The following is a 16,490-nucleotide window of genomic DNA, read 5'->3' as shown; positions in this document are numbered from 1 at the left end:
CCATCAGTCCCGACGCGTGACTGCAATCGCCCGCAGCTGGGTTGCTTTTCCTGGCGGCACGTCACTCGCCGCCGACGCCCAGCCCATCCAGCGGGCTGCGCACCGCCGAGGCCCCGCGCCCAAGCACATGCGTGTAGATCTGCGTGGTGGCCACATCCTTGTGGCCTAGCAGCTCCTGCACGGTGCGGATATCGTGGCCGGCTTCCAGCAGGTGCGTGGCAAACGAATGCCGCAGGGTGTGGCAGGTCGCCGGCTGGCGATGCCAGCCCGGCGCCGTGCCGCCTGCACTGCGCGCTGCAGCGTTTCCTCCGACACGTGATGCCGGCCCACTCGGCCACTGCGCGGATCCACCGATCGACGCGCGGCGGGGAACAGATACTGCCAGCCGGGCTCGACATCGGCATTGGGATACTTGCGCGCCAGCGCATGTGGCAGCAACACCCTTCCCGCCCCCTCGGCGAGATCCGCGGCGTGCAGCAGCAGCGCCCGCTCGCGTTGCTGCATCAATTCCCCGCGCAGGCTGCGCGGCAGCGGCACCCGCCGATCCTTGCCGCCTTTGCCGTCGCGCACCACGATCTCGCCGCGAACCATGTCCACATCCTTGATCCGCAACCGCAGGCATTCCAGCAACCGCATCCCGCTGCCGTACAGCAGCCCCGCCATCAGCCGACAGGACCCCTCCAGCATCGTCAGCAAGCGCGCGACCTCCTCAGTCGAGAGCACCACCGGAATCCGCCGCGGTCGCTTGGCGCGCACCAGATTCTCCATCCAGGGCAACTCCACGCCCAGAACGTCGCGATAGAGGAACAGCAGCGCCGCCAGCGCCTGATTCTGCGTTCCGGCCGACACCTGGCCCCGCGTCGCCAGTTCGGTCAGAAACGCCTCGACCTCTGCCCGCCCCATCTGCACCGGATGCCGCTTGCCGTTGGCCAGAATGAAGCGCCGTATCCAGCCCACATACGCCTGCTCGGTGCGCAGGCTGTAGTGGCGAAGCCGCAGCCGACCACGGACCTGATCCAGCAGCTTGGGCGCCAGCCGCGTCGTTACGCCTGCATCGTCATGGGTGTAACTCATACGCCTGCTCAAACGTCGGATAACGCAACCAGCATCGACGCCAAGACCATCGGTTGCCATCCGGCAAGTCATTGTTACGAAGTAGGAATCCCCCCCCTTCCCAGACTTCTGGCGTTAGTCGATACTTGGTACAACACCGCTTTTAGGCGGTCCAATAGTAGTTAGGCATGAGATCAGACTTACTTGCCATTTCAGCTCTCGCTGCGCTTATTGCTGCGGCTTGCACGGACTCAACCACTCTCGCAGTCAAGGGTGTCGCGACGGTGGGTTCTCGCCAAGAGGCGATTCTTCTCGCCAATGCTGAAGCGACTAAAGCAGGATATGACCTAAGTAAGTTTGGAGAGCCAACCAAAACTGGCCCATCCGGAGTTGCTAATCCGCAGAGTCCTGTGTGGTCATTCGACTACTCAACTTGCGGCAGCAAGTGGGTTTTTGATTGCAAGGGATTCACCGTAACTGTTGATAAGGCAACTAGAAAAGCAGAAGCGCTGGCATGGCAGTAGCTCATGCCTAACAATTAATTCAAGCCGAACCCGCTTCGCGGGTCGGTTTAATTCAGGCGTTAGGCGCGGTCATTTAGTGCGGAAATTCAGTCAATCATTAACTTTCGTAATTTCAAGGTGAGTAATGGCATCGTCACGAAATTTTGAGGTCTACCGTTCTGATCACGTAGGCATTTCAGTGCCATCTCTCGACGATGCCATACTGTTTTGGACCGAAGCCTTGGGCGCTGAACTTATCCGCACCGGGGAAATGGCTGGCGACTTCCTTACGCAGGTGACCGGCGCCAAGAATGCAACCGTAAAAATGGCAATAGTTGAGCTCGCTGGCCAAAAAATCGAATTGCTAGAGTACGACGATGTTACAAAGCGCACGGAGGCTCCCTCCAGGCCTTACAGTGCCGGGATACTTCACTTGGCCATTCAAGTAAGCAACATTGAGGCAGTGATCGAGAAGGTCGGTTATTATGGCTGGAAAGCTCAAGGTAAACCCCAGAAGATCGAAGAAGGCTCGCGTACTGGTACTCATGTGATGTATATCGTAGGTCCGTCAGGAACAGCACTTGAACTCATGCAACCGCCGTCCTTGGATAAATGATTCTATTTTCGGGCATGTTTCACAACTTCATGGCGACTTGAACAGTTTGCGGAGGTTGCCTTGGGTGCCCGACAAATCGCTGCAGTTGACTGCCCAAAGCGCTCCGCGCTTCGGCTGCCTTAGGCTGCTCCGGCGGCAACTGAGCCAAGGCGTTAGGCCGCAAGGGAAAAGTTCATGACGCTTGAAGAGGAAGCCCAACGGGCCACTGAGCTGCTAAGTGGAAAAATGGTCGAGACTGTCTGGCGCCACCAACCAGGCGAGGTAGGGATCAGATTCAAGGATGGCAGCCGGCTCTTCGTAGACATCAACGGCAATGCCCTCGATCTTTCGATTACCAGCTCCACCGATGAATAAAGAATCGCAGCTAGTGGGATTTCCTTGCTCGCGGCCTAACAATTCAAGGCGAAGCCGCTTCGCGGCTCGCCTTAACTCAGGCGTTAGCTGGCATGCAAACAATTCGGCACTCATTGATGCTTCGAGAAAGCACTAAGCGCTTCGCGTCGGCTGAGCTGCTGCGGGCAGCAGGTGACGAATCAGATTCCGCGTACCTACTACAGCTTGTCGGCTTTGAGCTGCTGCTCAAGGTCGTCGTAGAACGCGCCACGGGCGAACAGGCTCACGGCCACCATTACTTGCCGTTTTTCAATCAGCTCCCACAAGAAACCCAAGCCACCGTGCTTCGGCTCGCCGGAGAATGGGCCGGCCCGTCCGCTCTGACCGATAGTCACGAAAGTGTCTTGGCCGATCTCGGCAGCAACTTCGTAAAGTTGCGCTACCCTTACGAAAAGTACAGCTCTCTTACCAAGGAGCAGTATCAGCAGGTCGGAGAAGAGTGGATTGCTCGTGGCTCCAGCAATGTAGAGGCCGACTTCCGCTACCATCCTGAGGAGTTGCGGGCGCTCACGCTGGCCCTGCGGGAGGTTGCGGGTGCCAGCTAACAATTCGTCCAAGCCGACGCCGCTTTGCGGCGCGGCTTAACTCAGGTGTTAGGCGGCACAAATACCATGCGTACTCTGCCCTTCCTAGCAGCAATACTCGTCCTTCTCGCTGACACGGGCACAAGTGCAAGAGCTGCAGACATCTCGCAGTTGGCTTGGCTTGGGGGCTGCTGGAAAAGCGATACCGCCGAGCCGGGCTCAGGCGAGCACTGGCTGCCCTTGGCTGGCGGCACCTTGCTCGGCGTGAGCCGCACGGTGAAGCAAGGAAAGACAGTCGAGTTTGAGTTCATGCAGATCCGAGCTGTGGAAAGTGGACAACTGGCATTCATCGCCATGCCGTCAGGGCAGAAAACAGTGGTCTTCCCTCTCCTGCGCCTTGGTGAGACCGAGGTCGTGTTCGAGAATACACAACACGACTTCCCGCAACGGGTCATCTATCAACTCGAAGGCGAAACGAAGCTGCGGGCTCGAATCGAGGGCATGCGGAAAGGAGCTCTCCGGGTCATCGAGTTCCCAATGAACCGAGTGAGCTGCGATTCACAACTCAAACTCCCTGCCAGGTAGCCCGTGCCGCCTAACCCTTCCATCGAGAGGGACGCCCAAAGGCTAGCGCCTTTGGGCGCCCCTCATGTCAAACGTTAGGCCGTGGTGGAGCAACAGCATGGGTGCTCGCACTTTCGACCAGTTCACTGGCGCGTACGCGGTCGGCTCCGGAAAGTGGTTCTCACCGTAACTGGCATCGGACAGTCTGCCGCTTCATCATTTCGCGTCACTGCCGCGCGGCACTCATTGCGCCTGGCTTCGGAGCCAGCAGGCCCGTGGCATTGGCGTTGCAAACTTCATCCCGCGAGCTGTGGCACACTCGGCTCAGGCGGGCAGTGCTGGGGAGCACGGTTGCGGTCTCAACCGTTTCGGCCACTCACTGCCTAACAACTCATTCAAGCCGACGTTGCTTCGCAACGCGGCTTAATTCAAGCGTTAGACCATTATGAAAAGTCCGCGAAAAAGTCCGCGACAAGCAGTCTCAGCTTCGGTACTCAAGGAGTACAGTCACTTGTGTTCCGTCTGTGGATCGCGCGACCCACAACTGCATCACATAGACGAGGATCCATCTAATTCGGTCGCTGATAATCTTATCCCGCTGTGTCCTAACTGCCATTTAAGGGATCAGCACAATCCAACTAAGGCAATTGAGATCGGAAGATTGAGGCTTTTTAGGAAACACAAAGACCCGTCGATACTATGCCCCAAGTTTCAGCCTTTGTTTAAAAGATTAAATTTTCTCTCACACGTCAACAGTGCGGCGGAAAGCGTAGATCAGCTCTCGGACCATTGTGAGGAGCTATGCCGCTTTATTGAGTCGCTGCCACAAGGCAGCTTTTACGCTGGGGAGATTCGTACGCTCACGAAGAAGCCGCTGCAAATGTTTATGGCCCACGGTGAAGTCTATCCGCCCAATTCGGTCCAAGAGAGAATTTCAAAGTATCGAGCTCAGCTCAACAACTCAAGAGACCGGATCATTGAGCTGCTCATGGAGCTACTGCGCTACCAAGACTGGTCATATGAAAGGGTCTAACAATTCATTCAAGCCGAGCCCGCTTCGCGGGCCGGCTTAATTCAGACGTTAGGCTTGTGCTGGAGACTTCAGACAGACCCTGATGAAAGCCACATCAAGAATTTTTCTAACTATCAACGCGCTTTTCTTGTTGGTTGTCCTCCGACAGTTCTCCGTTGTTCACGGCGACGGCCCAGGGGGCTTCGGAGAACTTTTACTCAAGGGACTACTAACACAGGTCTCAATATTATGCTTCGTCCTTCTCATCGTTTATCTCCGCCGTCTTTCCAGAGATGTGGCCGGCACGTATCTCAACATCTTCGGTATCTGTCTAACAACCGCATTTATTATTTTTTCGTTTACGGTGTCGCTATTTGACGCCTGCACCAATGAGAAGGGGTTCTGCAAGAACTGGAACATAGTTCTTGCGCATAAGCCTAACAATTCATTAAAGCCGCCCCCCCCTCGCGGGCCGGCTTAATTCTGGTGTTAGGCCGTGGTGGAGCAACAGCATCGGTGCTCGCATCTTCGACCAGTTCACTGGCGCGCACGCGGTTGGCTCCGGACAGTGGTTCTCACCGTAACTGGCATCGGGCAGTCCGCCGCTTCGTCATTTCGTGTCACTGCCGCGCGGCACTCATTGCGCCTGGCTTCGGAGCCAACAGGCCCCGTGGCATTGCGGCACAAGCTTCATCTCACAGGCTGTGGCACACTCGACTCAGGCGGACAATGCTGGGGGAGCACGGTTGCGGTCTCAACCGTTTCGGCCACTCACTGCCTAACAACTCATTCAAGCCGAAGTTGCTACGCAACTCGGCTTAATTCAAGCGTTAGGCCTCGTCAAGCCTCAGGGGGATTCAGATGAAGATCCAACATGCTGTAGCAGCTGGGCTAGTCGTCACAACCATGTCCGGATGCGCGACGGTGACATACGGAGACAAGAGCGCCGAAGCTACGTTGCGTGAACTGCAGCCTGTTCCCGGGAGAGTTAGCCTGTACGTATGTCGAGAGAAAGCCGCGTTTGTCGGAGCAGGCAACCGCACAACTGCAATCGTTGACAATAGGCCGATCGGAACCTTGAAGCCAAACAACTTCGCACATGTCGTTGTAGAACCTGGCCCTCATAGCGTCTACATCGAGCACAACCCTGGCGGGAAAAGTGGCGTGCTAAATCTGGACACCCGCGCCGATGAAGTCCCAATCATCTGGGTAGGAATGACGGGCCACGGCTGGGGCGTACTCACCGTGGATCAGTTCAAGAGCAGGAGCGAAGCGGAATCTTGTGTCAGGCAAGCCCAGTACGCCATTTCGAAAGAGTAGCCTTGCGCCGCGATGCCTAACAATTCATTCAAGCCGACGCCGCTTCGCGGCGCGGCTTAATTCAGGTGTTGGGCCGCTCGGAGAGTTCATGCACCTTTTGACTTATATAACTATAGCTCTTTTCGCTGCCGTCATAGCGAATGACTGGTTGCTGGCCCGCAGCATCCGCAAGGCCATTGGTGCACAGCAATTGAAGTCTGCTGAGTTGGACAGCTTTCGTTCGGGCGGCTCACCACTCGGGATCGTCCTTAACCTATTACGCATGCGAAAGATTCCAGTAGCTAATGACTTGTCACACCCTGATCACGTTGCCATTAGGCGGCACTACCGTGCTCACCAAGTTCTCGTCGGACTGCTGGTCTTTTGCATCATTGGGCTTTTGCTCCTTCGGGCAGCGGCCTAACAATTCATTCAATCCGACGGGCTTCGCCAGTCGGCTTAATTCAGACGATAGGCCGCAAGTGAGAGTTCATTGAGAGTCCTCGCAGCTATCCTCATACTGATCATCGCAGCTGCGATAAATCTCTTTGCCATCAAATTTGGCTTGGAGGACAAACGACCTTGGATACGCTTCTCCTCGGCAGCATCGGGATCTCTTGCGATCCTTTGCGCCATTGCGACTCCAGGCGCATTTCTTCGCTTCTTACTATCCAGCGACTCTTTGGCGCTGACAAATATATTCCTTGCAGGCGCAGGTCTCTTTACCGCAACATCTATCGTACTTGATGTTGTAATTTTTTTCAGGCTACAAAGTAGTGAAGCCTAACAATTCATTCAAGCCGAACCCACATCAAGGTGGCGCCCGAGCGCACGTCTTCGGCTATACTCACCCTCAGTAGCCGCCCTGCTGCGGGTCGGCTTAATTTTGGTGTTAGGCATCTTGGCATATGAAGTTCTTCGGATACTCAGAAACTGATCTCCCGCCAGAGGAAATCACACCTACTACACTCACTGAGGTGACGCTATGCGCTTCTCCCAAAGAGTTGCGCCAGATTGCCAATTTCTTAATTAAGTGCGCTGCCGATATGGAACGCATGGGCGAAAGCTACGATCACGTCCATCTTTCTGATCAACTTAAGCAGTTCCGCAATTCGCCACAGTTTGTGGTTTGTCGCAATGACTAGCATCGTTCATCTATCAACGGCAACGCTTTGCCTTCGCGCAGCGGCCTAAATGGTTGGTCAAGCCGACACCAACATTCCCTCCGTGCTACGCACTCCGGTGCGGCTTACCGCGGGCGTTAGATGACCATCGAAGAACTCAGCGCATATGAGCAGCGAGCAATCGAAGCCATTGCTGCCTCGGACCCGCAGCGGGATGTGATTCTGGCTCAACTGGCTACAGGCAAATGTGCGTCCCGCGACTACACGGGTGTTGGGCTCTACACAAATCTTGCAGTAGACCCTAGCGCAGCGCTGCTGGACGAGGCTCGCTGGAAGATTGAGGACATGCCCAAGGGTCACGCGGAGCACCCGGAGCTGCCGGACGGCGCCGGGCTCATTTTGTGGGTCAAGGACGGCTACATTAGTTGCCTGGAGTCGTACACATATGAGGGTAGCTGGCCGCAGGACGAATCACTGTTCCGGCTGGCCACCTAACAATTCGTCCAAGCCGACGCCGCTTTGCGGCGCGGCTTAACTCAGACGTTAGGCCCCTTCATGCGCCGCAAGGTTATCCAGCATTTCGCAAACATGCTTCCTCAGAGATTCCTTGATCTGCCCGAGGGGTTGGATCTAGCAGTGTTGGCGAGGGAGAAGAATGGCGTCGTAGAGTTCGATTTTCTGCAAGGAACCGCCTCGATCAACGGCCTCTCCAAGCCCGAGATGCGCACCGGCGCAAGCTATCGAGAGTGGCTCCTGAGAGAGTCAGAGGCACATGGCATTCCGGCGGAAGCACTGCTGCACGCGTCGATGAATGTCGCATTCGAGGTCACCGGGATCGAGGTCAAGGAGTCCTATGGTCACGTCTTCCATAGCGCCACATTCAGCTTTGAATGCACTAGTGAGCTACGTACTGATGAGAGGCCATACATCTGCCGATCCTCAGGTGCCAAGGCATGGGGTTACGGCCACTACTGGGAGCAGTTGTATGGCGCGGGGCCAGGGGCCTAACAATTCATTCAAGCCGAACCCGCTTCGCGGGTCGGCTTAATTCAGGCGTTAGGTCACTCAATGACTGTCGTCGTAATCTATGGGTTCACTGGCAAGTACTCTGGCGATGCCGAGTACACATGGAATCATCCGGAGGTTGGTGCAACTCATAAGTGCATGCTGTTCCTCCGCCAAGACTCGGACGCAAGCGAGTACCAAGCGGCTGTCGCTGAGTGTGGCAGGTATGGCTTCACGAACATTGAGAACATGCGCTATGGAAAGCTTCAGGTCGAGGTTCTAAATACAGATCTATACAGAGGGTTTGCCGGCTTCTACGAGGATGCGCTGCAAGAAGGCAGCACCCTACTGTTCTACCCAAATAAGGATGCCAATGGCGCCGCGACCTAACAATTCATTCAAGCCGAAACCTCTTCGCGGCGCGGCTTCAGGCGCTAGTTGCCACAATGGGCCCATTTCAAGACGGATGGACAGAGCAGGATGTTGAGGCCGTGATTGCTCGCGGCTTACCAGATGAGCCGCTCTATGTCCCAATCGCGATAACCATGGGTCCGTTAGATTGCGCCTGGTCAGAGCGCATCTGTATGGCACTCGCCTCCCACGGGTACTTCAATGTTCGCGGCAATGCGGTTTTTGGTTTCGGCAATCAGGGCGGCCAGTAAAAAATTTTAGATCACCTCCTCAAGCGCCATGCTAGCGTCTTTGGCCACATCGTCCGAATCGACCCCTCGCGGACAAGCAGATGCGAGCAAAGCCTCCTCAAGTCATCCAAGTGGTCCTCTATGCCTTCGACATTAGGCAGGGTTGACGCCCAAGCTCATGCCTTCGAAAACATCTGACGCGATGTGACTTCCGATAAGAATTTTCAACTGGAAATTCGAAATCAGGACTTTCATTCCGACTTCACGCCAGGATTAAACAAACCGTCACACCCAAACAGCATTCAAGACATTAGGATCTCCCAGGTCACTCGGCCGCAAGGAAACACGCACATGATGAAGCTGGCAAGCGGGTTCCTGGTTGGTGCTCTGCTCACAAGCGCCGCCCACGCACAGACCAACGCAGGCGGTCAGAAACCCGATCCCGACCTCCCCTTCAAGGTCACCAAGGTCGCTAGCTTCGACCTGCCCTGGCGCATTGCCTTCCTGCCCGATGGCCGCATGCTCGTGACCGAGAAGGTCGGCCGTCTCCAGCTTGTCACGCCAGGTGGCGCCAAGACCGAGATCAAGGGCATCCCGGCCAGCTATGTCGAAGGCCAGAACGGCATGTTGGGCGTCTTCCTTTCGCCCCACTACGCCATTGACCACAATGTGTACCTTACCTATGTCGCGCCCGGCGACTATGGCGGCGGCCTGGCCATGGGCCGAGGCCAGCTCGTTCTGGAAGGCAATCAGGCCCGGCTGCATAACTTCCAGGTTCTCTGGCGCCAGATGCCCACGGGCAAGGGCGGCCAGGCCGGCGCCCAGATCGCCTTCTCACCGGACAGCAAATACCTCTTCCTCACCGTGGGCGACCGCCAGCGCTTCACGCCGGCCCAGGATCCCGATCAACCGGCTGGCAAGATCCTGCGGCTGACGCTGGACGGCAAACCCGCGCCCGGCAATCCGTGGGCAGGCAAGGTCGGTGCCGCCACCATTCCGCTGATCGATCCGGCGGCCGATACCGAAGCAGCCAAGACGGCTCCGGTCGTCAGCACCTATACGTTCCCCGGCCCCAACCTCACGCCGGCCGAAACGTGGTCCACCGGCCACCGCACGCCGTATGGCCTCGCCTTCGCGCCTGACGGTCGACTGTGGGAGCTTGAGCACGGCCCTCAAGGCGGCGACGAACTGAACCTGATCCAGCGTGGCAAGAACTACGGCTGGCCGCTGGTTTCCTATGGCATGAACTATAACGGCGTGCCCATCCCCAGCCCGGACACGCGTCCCGATCTCGTCAAGCCCGTGATCTATTGGGTACCGGTGATCGCACCAGGCAACATCATGTTCTACAAGGGCAGCATGTTCCCGCAGTGGAGGGGCAGCGCCTTGATCAGCGGCCTTGTCAGCGGGGGGATCATTCGCGTCACCGTTGACCGCAAGGGCGGCGCCACCGCGGTTCAGCGCTGGAGCCTGGACAAACGCATCCGCGATATCGAAGAGGCGCCGGATGGCGCGTTGTGGGTATTGGAAGATGCGCAACCCGGCGGCCTGTACCGACTCACGCCGAAGTAATGCCCTGAGGGGCGGCGGATGAGGGTAGAACTCAAGCGTTGAGTACCTGGGCCCGATCGTTTGGGCGTCGGACAAGCGCCTTTCGGACTTGGAGGTCTGTAGCTACTCGGATCGTCAACGCCTTTAACCTCGGTAACATCAAGCTATGGCTCGGGCGGCGGTATGGATCTGCCTAACCATTGCAGCCGAACTCACCTCGCAGATCGGCTTGACTCAGGCGTTAGCCCGCTGGGAGAGTTCGTCGCCCTATTTGGCGTTTTATCGGGTGCTTTGGCTCGTTCGTCGCACGCCAGTCGCCGCGTTGCCATGCAGCTGCAATCCTTCCGGTTCTGCCCACCGGCCAAAGGAGCCGCATCGTGAAAGCGCTAATTGCGACAGTTGCGTGGTGCCTTCTCCTCGTTCTGTGCTGGCCACTGGCCCTGCTGGCCTTGGTCCTATGGCCAATCGTTTGGCTACTGACCCTGCCCTTCCGCCTAGTGGGGATCACGTTCTCAGCCGTGTTCGCGCTCCTGCACGCCATCCTGCTCCTGCCTGCCCGCCTCCTTGGCTGGCGGCCGGGGCAAGCAGCGGGGGCCTAGTATTTTGCTCAAGCAGAAGCCGCCTCGCGGCTTGGCTCGATTCAAGCGCTAGCCACTCGAAGAGAATTTCAAAGGAATCGCATATGACCCGGCTCTTGCTACTCGCACTGCTTGTTGTGCCCTTCAGTGCGGGCGCAATCGTCATTCGGGATGACGTTGACGACTCGAAGTATCGAGTTCCGGCATCTGAGTTTCCTGCCTTGGTTGACATGCCTGGCGAGGGGCATGGCGTGCTGATTGCGCCGCAATGGGTGGTAACCGCTGCCCATGCGGTTACCTGGCAACCGGACATCAAGCAGGTCACCATCAATGGGATATCCAGGGACGTTGAACGTCTCGTGATACATCCAGGTTACAAGAAGCCTCCGCAAGCGCTACTCGACCAAGCGCTGGCTACTTGGGACTGGACGCTTTTCAGGGTGGTTCTATCCTCCTCAGATGACATCGCGCTTCTCAAATTGGCCCAACCCGTTACCGATGTCGCTCCAGCCGCAATCAACAAGAGCAGTGATGAGTTCGGTCATGTCGTCAAGATCATAGGGAAAGGCGCTACGGGTAACGGGGTCACTGGCTACGAATTCAGTGACGCTCACCGCACGCAGCTTCGCCGTGCGTACAACAAAGTCACCAGCGCCGATGGCCGCTGGCTCTGCTATATGTTCGACAAACCATCGGACGCCCTTCCCCTTGAAGGCGGGTCGGGAAGTGGTGACAGTGGTGGGCCAGTCCTTATCCAGGCCAACAAGGATTGGCTGGTGGCCGGATTGACCTCATGGTCAGATCCTCAAAGCACTATCAGGACGCCTGGCAGGTATGGTCAAATCACCTGCAATGTTCGCCTGAGTCATTACAGCGAGTGGATTGAAAGCATCGTCTCTATGCAACCGTAGGCGGACGCCAACCAGTCCTTCAAGCCGAAGTCGCTCGCGGCTCGGCTCAACCCATACGTTAGGTCGATGTCCAGATATTGCAGCCACTGCGGGTTGGAGCTTCGTGAGTTCGGGGACTTCCGATCCCACTGGATCACCGTTTACGAGTGCCCAAGCGAGCTGCCTCTTCACGACTTCCTGGAGGTGGGCGATCCCCGTTGGATCTTTCCGCTCTTGGACCTCAATCTCGGCGTCAAAGACAGCCTGACCAATGCGGACCCATCGCTTGTCGAGCTTGCCATCTCCCGCATCCGAATGATCGACTACAAAACCGTGAGCATTTTCGGCTTCGAGCAAACTCTACTCGGCACCTTCTCAGAGCCCGGCAATGCTGCGGTACAGTCCTAATAATTCATTTACGCGGCGTGGCTCAATCCAGACGCTGGGGCGCTACATGAGACGTCAAACAGGTCTGATAGCACTTCTTTCGGCACTTTGCGCAGGCTGCGCCACCACCTCGGATGGCACAGATACCTACTCGGGAGAGTACTTCTACAACTTTGAGTTTGCCTATCTGACCCCCGCCGACAAGAACGAAAAATGGTGCATCAACGGCAACATGTCCAAGGCTGAGTTGCCGGAGCGCTGGGGCATCTCACATGTCACGGTGCAGGGCGTACTCGGACCGCAGGGGAGCTATGGCAATCTCGGCGTATGCAAACGCGTCCTCACCGTTACAAAGCTGATCAAGGCAAGCAACATGCAGGGGCGTGAGTGAGGCCAGTCATGGCAATGCTCAATCCGAAGCCGCCTCACGCACCAGCTCAATTTGGACGTTAGAGCCACATGCCCCCTCTAGACCGCATCACCGAACGCGTCAGCCGTCTGGGGCATCCCGACGAGCCTGACACCCCGCGACCGCTACTGACCGTCGACGAGTTCTTCGAGGGGAACGTCGAGGTCGGGAGCATTGGTTGCAACCTTGGCGGCGCTCCGGCACCCGACGCGTTCCACAGCCTATTTCGCGCTATTGCGCGGCGTCCGGATGTCGAAGACATCCGCGTTCAGATCACCGCGTTCGATGTTCCCGAGTGGCCGTTTTCGGATACCGTCTACATCATGACCTCCGCCACACCCGAGGAGGTGGCGACATGGTTCCCCAAGGAGCTAAAGCCCGACGAGACTTGGGCGGGATTCGCGGATCAATCCTATGAGCCTTATCGAGTTCCCAGTGGAACAAGCCCCATTGCCTGTTGGTGGGACTAGTGGGTTCTAGCGATCTGTCCCACCCGGTGCCGCTTCGCGGTGCGGCTTGATGCGTGCATTGGCGGGACGCCGTTCTTTGCGCCTTCGGCGCCGGCACACACGCATGAAGACTGAGTGGCGGCATTCGGCAGACAGCACGCTCTTTGCGCTGCTGACGTTCTCCTTCCCCGCGTACGCGACGAGCCAATGCCCGCCCGAATTCGGACCGAAGAATCCGATCGTCAACCTGCTGGGCTGGCTCGTCGTCGCCATGGGCATCGTCGTCGGCAGTCTGCTGTTCGCTTACCTTGTCCGGCGCTCGCGCGGCATGCGCTGGTTGTCTCGATCGGCCGTCATCGTCCTCGGGTTTTGCGGGATGATCGCCGTGTGGGTGGGCGGCCTGGGGTTGGCGTTCGTGTACTTCTTCTTTACGTGCTAGGAATGCGCCCGGACCTGTCATTCGCGCCGAGTCTGCGTCATCTGCCAGGACGGTTCAGGCAACGGCAGCGCCTTGCGCTCTTCGCTCGCCTTGCACTGCGCTGACCGTATCGTCCGCACACTGCCGTTTGCCGGGATGTGCCACATGCTTTCCTCCGCCCCAAGTTCTCCGTCCCCGCTGCGGCCTTTCGCGGCGCGCGTGCTGGTCGTTATGGCGCTGGTGGGCCTGGCGCTGCTGGCCTGGCAGCTCTCCGAACTGCTGCTGGTCGTGTTCGGCGCGGTGGTGGTGGGCGTGCTGCTGCACGGGCTGGCGTCGGCGTTGCGCAAGTGGTTGCCGGTCCCGGAATGGGCGGCACTGGGCCTGGTGATCCTGCTGCTAGTGCTGATCCTGTCGTCGATCGTGTTGCTGTTCGGCGCGGAAGTCGCCGCCCAGATCGACGCCTTCCGGACCACGCTGCCGGCGGCCTGGAACAAGTTCCATGCGTGGTTGCAGTCCGGCCCGCTCGGGCCGCAGATCGAAAGCATTCCCGACCAGTTGCGCGACGGCGCTTCGACGCTGGCCACGCATGCCGGCGCGATCGTGCTGTCGGCCGGCGGCGGGATCACCGACGCGGTGCTGATGCTCGTCGGCGGCGTCTACCTGGCCGCGCAGCCCAAGCTGTATCGGCGCGGGCTGCTGCGGCTGCTGCCGCGCGACCGGCGCGATGTCGCCGACGAGGCCTTGGCCGCCAGCGGCCAGGTGTTGCGCGCCTGGCTGGGCGGTCAGTTCCTGGCGATGCTGGTGATCGGCAGCCTGACCGGTCTGGGGCTGTGGCTGCTGGGCGTTCCGGTGGCGCTCGGCATCGGCCTGTTGACCGCGCTGCTGGACTTCATCCCGATCGTCGGCCCGATTGTGGCGGCGGTTCCGGCGGTGCTGCTCGGCTTCACCGTCAGTCCGCAGGTGGCGCTGGGCGCGCTGCTGGTGTTCGTGGTTCTGCAGCAGATCGAGGGCCATGTGCTGCAACCGCTGATCCAGGCGCGTGCGGTGGACCTGCCGCCGGCCTTGCTGCTGTTCTCGCTGTTCGGCATCGGCGTGCTGTTCGGACCGATGGGCGTGGTGCTGGCGGCGCCGCTGACCGTGGTGATCTACGTGCTGGTCAAGCATCTGTACGTCCACCATGCGCTGGACGACGCAGACGATGCCGTACCGGCGGATTGATCCAGCCGCGTAGCGCGTAGACTGCGGATCTTCATGACCGACGCCGCCATACGGCGGCGCCCAATGCGGACGTTATCCGATGCATCGCGCCACCCTGCGCTACGACAGAACGCTGATCCGGCAAGCCGTGGCGAGCTTCTGCTGGCGCGTCGTCGGGCTGCGGTATCTCGTAGCCCTGGCCTTGGTGGCGGGATCCCTTGTGTTCCTCGTTCGCGGCGGCAACGCCTCCTGGTGGGTCGGCGTACTGGCTGGCGTACTGGCGCTCGGCGTTGTCTTTCCCGTAGCGCTCTATGCCATCCACTATCGCCACTCGCTGCTCAGGCTCGATGCGATGGGCGCTCCCCTCGGCACGCTCGAAGCATCCGAAGCCTCGCTATCGCTTTCCTCGCGTGCCGGCACCACGACACTGCCCTGGTCGGCCGTCTGCGAAGTGTGGCGATTCGAATCCTATTGGCTGCTGCTGCTTTCGAAGTCTCAATTCGTCACCTTGCCGCTCGCCGACCTCACCCCGGAAGCCGCGGAGTTCATCCGCACCCGGGTCCTGGCTGCGGGCGGCAAGGTTTCCTGACGATGCATGCGGTCGAGGCCATCTCTTGGCCCCTTGCAATCAAGGGTTGGCACCACCCGATGCCCCACTACTACAAACGCCGTTGGAATCAGTCCCGCGCCGATCGCTACAGCGTATGGGGCCACGCCTGGTGGTTGTTCGAGACCGATGATGCGTTCTGGCCGAGCCGGCAGATCGATATCCATGACGCCGGCTTGGTCCTGTTCTACCACCGCGATCACCTTGAGGACGCGTATGGCGGCCTCGGCGCAGCGGCACCCGATCCAGACGAGTTCGAGCCGTTTCGCATCGATCGCGCCGAGTGCGAACACGAGTGGGCGAAACACAAACCGCTCAATGGCGCCTAAACTAGGCCACCAGGCGCCTCTACCGCGGCGCTGACACATTGGGACTGACAGGGAAGTTGCGTGCCGCATTCTGGAATCTACATTCTCGGCCTCTTGGCAGTGCTTTTCTCTGCGTTGCTCTGGCTGCGCAGCCGGCGCAGGCCCATGCGATCTGCAGAAGAAGCGGTTGCGACGACATGGCTTGGCGTCAGGCGCCTGGTGATGCTTGGATTTTCCCTGCTGCTGGTTCTGGGCGCACTGCGCAACCTGTATCTCGCCTTCGCGCTGCAGGACGTTCGCCATGTCGGCTATGCATTGTTGGGCGTCCTGCTTGCGCTTGTCGCCTACCATGTCGGCCGCTATGGAAGGGTCCGCAGGGGTTCCACGGCCGCGGAGGACATGCGGGCGCATGGCAAGCGAATGAAGAAGTACGGCTGGCGTTGGTAAGCTGCCACTCGCGTCGGACCACGCGTCAAATCGTCCGATCCGGATCGGTCCCACACACATGGCACTTCGCTCCCGCAAGGGCGGAGCCGGTCCACTCGACCAGGAACTCCACAGCATGCTCCATCACGTCTCTCTCGGCGTCGCAGACATCGAACGCGCCGCGCGCTTCTACGATGCCGTGCTGGGTGCGCTCGGCTATGTCCGGGTGTGGGAAGACCTGAGTCCCGGGGACGACGACCAGGCCGTTGGCTATGGACTGCCCGGCGGCGGCGACAAGCTGGCGATCAAGCTGCGCGGCGCCGGTGCGCGCGCGCCCGGTCCCGGCTTCCACCTCGCCTTCGCTGCACCCAGCCGGGATGCGGTTGTCGCGTTCCACGAAGCGGCGCTGCAGCATGGCGGCGAGAGCAACGGCGCCGCCGGCCTGCGCCCGGACTACGGCCCCGATTACTACGCGGCGTTCGTCGTGGATACGGATGGCCACCACATCGAAGCCGTCATCAATCGGGCGCCGTAGG

20 protein-coding genes and 1 pseudogene are annotated in these 16,490 nt (G+C 59.0%); 20 read left to right on the top strand and 1 reads right to left on the bottom strand.

Features of this window, described 5'->3' with window-relative positions:
* Nucleotides 1-61: 61 nt before the first annotated feature.
* A pseudogene (locus HEP74_RS02035) lies at nucleotides 62-1,074 on the bottom strand (integron integrase).
* 681 nt (nucleotides 1,075-1,755) lie between these two features.
* Here HEP74_RS02035 and HEP74_RS02030 point away from each other — a divergent pair.
* The 20 genes from HEP74_RS02030 (at nucleotide 1,756) to HEP74_RS01945 (ending at nucleotide 16,489) form a co-directional block, all read left to right on the top strand.
* Nucleotides 1,756-2,172, top strand: coding sequence for a VOC family protein (locus HEP74_RS02030; RefSeq protein ID WP_221893153.1), 417 nt, complete (start codon nucleotides 1,756-1,758; stop codon nucleotides 2,170-2,172).
* A gap of 174 nt (nucleotides 2,173-2,346) precedes the next feature.
* Nucleotides 2,347-2,526: a hypothetical protein gene (locus tag HEP74_RS02025; protein WP_185814971.1), complete on the top strand. Its 180-nt coding sequence runs from the start codon at nucleotides 2,347-2,349 to the stop codon at nucleotides 2,524-2,526.
* A 116-nt stretch (nucleotides 2,527-2,642) separates the two neighbouring features.
* Nucleotides 2,643-3,110 carry a hypothetical protein gene (locus HEP74_RS02020; RefSeq protein WP_185814970.1) on the top strand — a complete coding sequence of 156 codons (468 nt, stop codon included), beginning with the start codon at nucleotides 2,643-2,645 and terminating at the stop codon, nucleotides 3,108-3,110.
* 66 nt (nucleotides 3,111-3,176) lie between these two features.
* Nucleotides 3,177-3,674: a DUF6265 family protein gene (locus tag HEP74_RS02015; RefSeq protein ID WP_185814969.1), complete on the top strand. Its 498-nt coding sequence runs from the start codon at nucleotides 3,177-3,179 to the stop codon at nucleotides 3,672-3,674.
* 3,198 nt (nucleotides 3,675-6,872) lie between these two features.
* Nucleotides 6,873-7,109 carry an Imm32 family immunity protein gene (locus tag HEP74_RS22075; protein WP_524540760.1) on the top strand — a complete coding sequence of 79 codons (237 nt, stop codon included), beginning with the start codon at nucleotides 6,873-6,875 and terminating at the stop codon, nucleotides 7,107-7,109.
* Between the two features lie 120 nt (nucleotides 7,110-7,229).
* Nucleotides 7,230-7,583: a hypothetical protein gene (locus tag HEP74_RS02010; RefSeq protein WP_185814968.1), complete on the top strand. Its 354-nt coding sequence runs from the start codon at nucleotides 7,230-7,232 to the stop codon at nucleotides 7,581-7,583.
* A gap of 60 nt (nucleotides 7,584-7,643) precedes the next feature.
* Nucleotides 7,644-8,096: a hypothetical protein gene (locus tag HEP74_RS02005; RefSeq protein ID WP_185814967.1), complete on the top strand. Its 453-nt coding sequence runs from the start codon at nucleotides 7,644-7,646 to the stop codon at nucleotides 8,094-8,096.
* Nucleotides 8,097-8,156: 60 nt separating this feature from the next.
* On the top strand, nucleotides 8,157-8,483 hold the full coding sequence (locus HEP74_RS02000; RefSeq protein ID WP_185814966.1) for a hypothetical protein: 327 nt from the start codon (nucleotides 8,157-8,159) through the stop codon (nucleotides 8,481-8,483).
* A 602-nt stretch (nucleotides 8,484-9,085) separates the two neighbouring features.
* The gene (locus HEP74_RS01995; RefSeq protein ID WP_185814965.1) at nucleotides 9,086-10,306 is read left to right on the top strand and encodes a PQQ-dependent sugar dehydrogenase; all 1,221 of its coding nucleotides are present in this window, start codon (nucleotides 9,086-9,088) and stop codon (nucleotides 10,304-10,306) included.
* A gap of 356 nt (nucleotides 10,307-10,662) precedes the next feature.
* A complete protein-coding gene (locus HEP74_RS21850) occupies nucleotides 10,663-10,884 on the top strand; it encodes a hypothetical protein (protein ID WP_255427856.1) in 222 nt (73 codons plus the stop codon).
* Between the two features lie 83 nt (nucleotides 10,885-10,967).
* Nucleotides 10,968-11,774 carry a trypsin-like serine protease gene (locus HEP74_RS01990; RefSeq protein WP_185814964.1) on the top strand — a complete coding sequence of 269 codons (807 nt, stop codon included), beginning with the start codon at nucleotides 10,968-10,970 and terminating at the stop codon, nucleotides 11,772-11,774.
* 213 nt (nucleotides 11,775-11,987) lie between these two features.
* Complete coding sequence (locus HEP74_RS22070; RefSeq protein ID WP_255427855.1) at nucleotides 11,988-12,161, top strand: hypothetical protein; 174 nt, start codon at nucleotides 11,988-11,990, stop codon at nucleotides 12,159-12,161.
* 46 nt (nucleotides 12,162-12,207) lie between these two features.
* The gene (locus HEP74_RS01980; RefSeq protein ID WP_185814962.1) at nucleotides 12,208-12,531 is read left to right on the top strand and encodes a hypothetical protein; all 324 of its coding nucleotides are present in this window, start codon (nucleotides 12,208-12,210) and stop codon (nucleotides 12,529-12,531) included.
* A 68-nt stretch (nucleotides 12,532-12,599) separates the two neighbouring features.
* Nucleotides 12,600-13,019 carry a YfbO family protein gene (locus HEP74_RS01975; RefSeq protein ID WP_185814961.1) on the top strand — a complete coding sequence of 140 codons (420 nt, stop codon included), beginning with the start codon at nucleotides 12,600-12,602 and terminating at the stop codon, nucleotides 13,017-13,019.
* Nucleotides 13,020-13,122: 103 nt separating this feature from the next.
* Entirely contained in the window at nucleotides 13,123-13,437 is a 315-nt protein-coding gene (locus HEP74_RS01970; protein WP_255427854.1) for a hypothetical protein, read from the top strand.
* Between the two features lie 210 nt (nucleotides 13,438-13,647).
* On the top strand, nucleotides 13,648-14,634 hold the full coding sequence (locus tag HEP74_RS01965) for an AI-2E family transporter (RefSeq protein ID WP_185816456.1): 987 nt from the start codon (nucleotides 13,648-13,650) through the stop codon (nucleotides 14,632-14,634).
* Nucleotides 14,635-14,713: 79 nt separating this feature from the next.
* Nucleotides 14,714-15,202 carry a YcxB family protein gene (locus HEP74_RS01960; RefSeq protein WP_185814960.1) on the top strand — a complete coding sequence of 163 codons (489 nt, stop codon included), beginning with the start codon at nucleotides 14,714-14,716 and terminating at the stop codon, nucleotides 15,200-15,202.
* A gap of 2 nt (nucleotides 15,203-15,204) precedes the next feature.
* Nucleotides 15,205-15,549, top strand: coding sequence for a hypothetical protein (locus tag HEP74_RS01955; protein WP_185814959.1), 345 nt, complete (start codon nucleotides 15,205-15,207; stop codon nucleotides 15,547-15,549).
* A 144-nt stretch (nucleotides 15,550-15,693) separates the two neighbouring features.
* The gene (locus HEP74_RS01950) at nucleotides 15,694-15,975 is read left to right on the top strand and encodes a hypothetical protein (protein ID WP_185821911.1); all 282 of its coding nucleotides are present in this window, start codon (nucleotides 15,694-15,696) and stop codon (nucleotides 15,973-15,975) included.
* Between the two features lie 115 nt (nucleotides 15,976-16,090).
* Nucleotides 16,091-16,489, top strand: a complete 399-nt coding sequence (locus HEP74_RS01945) for a VOC family protein (RefSeq protein WP_185816455.1) — start codon at nucleotides 16,091-16,093, stop codon at nucleotides 16,487-16,489.
* Nucleotide 16,490: the final 1 nt, after the last annotated feature.

Source organism: Xanthomonas sp. SS, from assembly GCF_014236835.1.
Classification (GTDB): domain Bacteria; phylum Pseudomonadota; class Gammaproteobacteria; order Xanthomonadales; family Xanthomonadaceae; genus Xanthomonas_A.
This window is presented reverse-complemented; position numbering and strand designations above follow the sequence as displayed.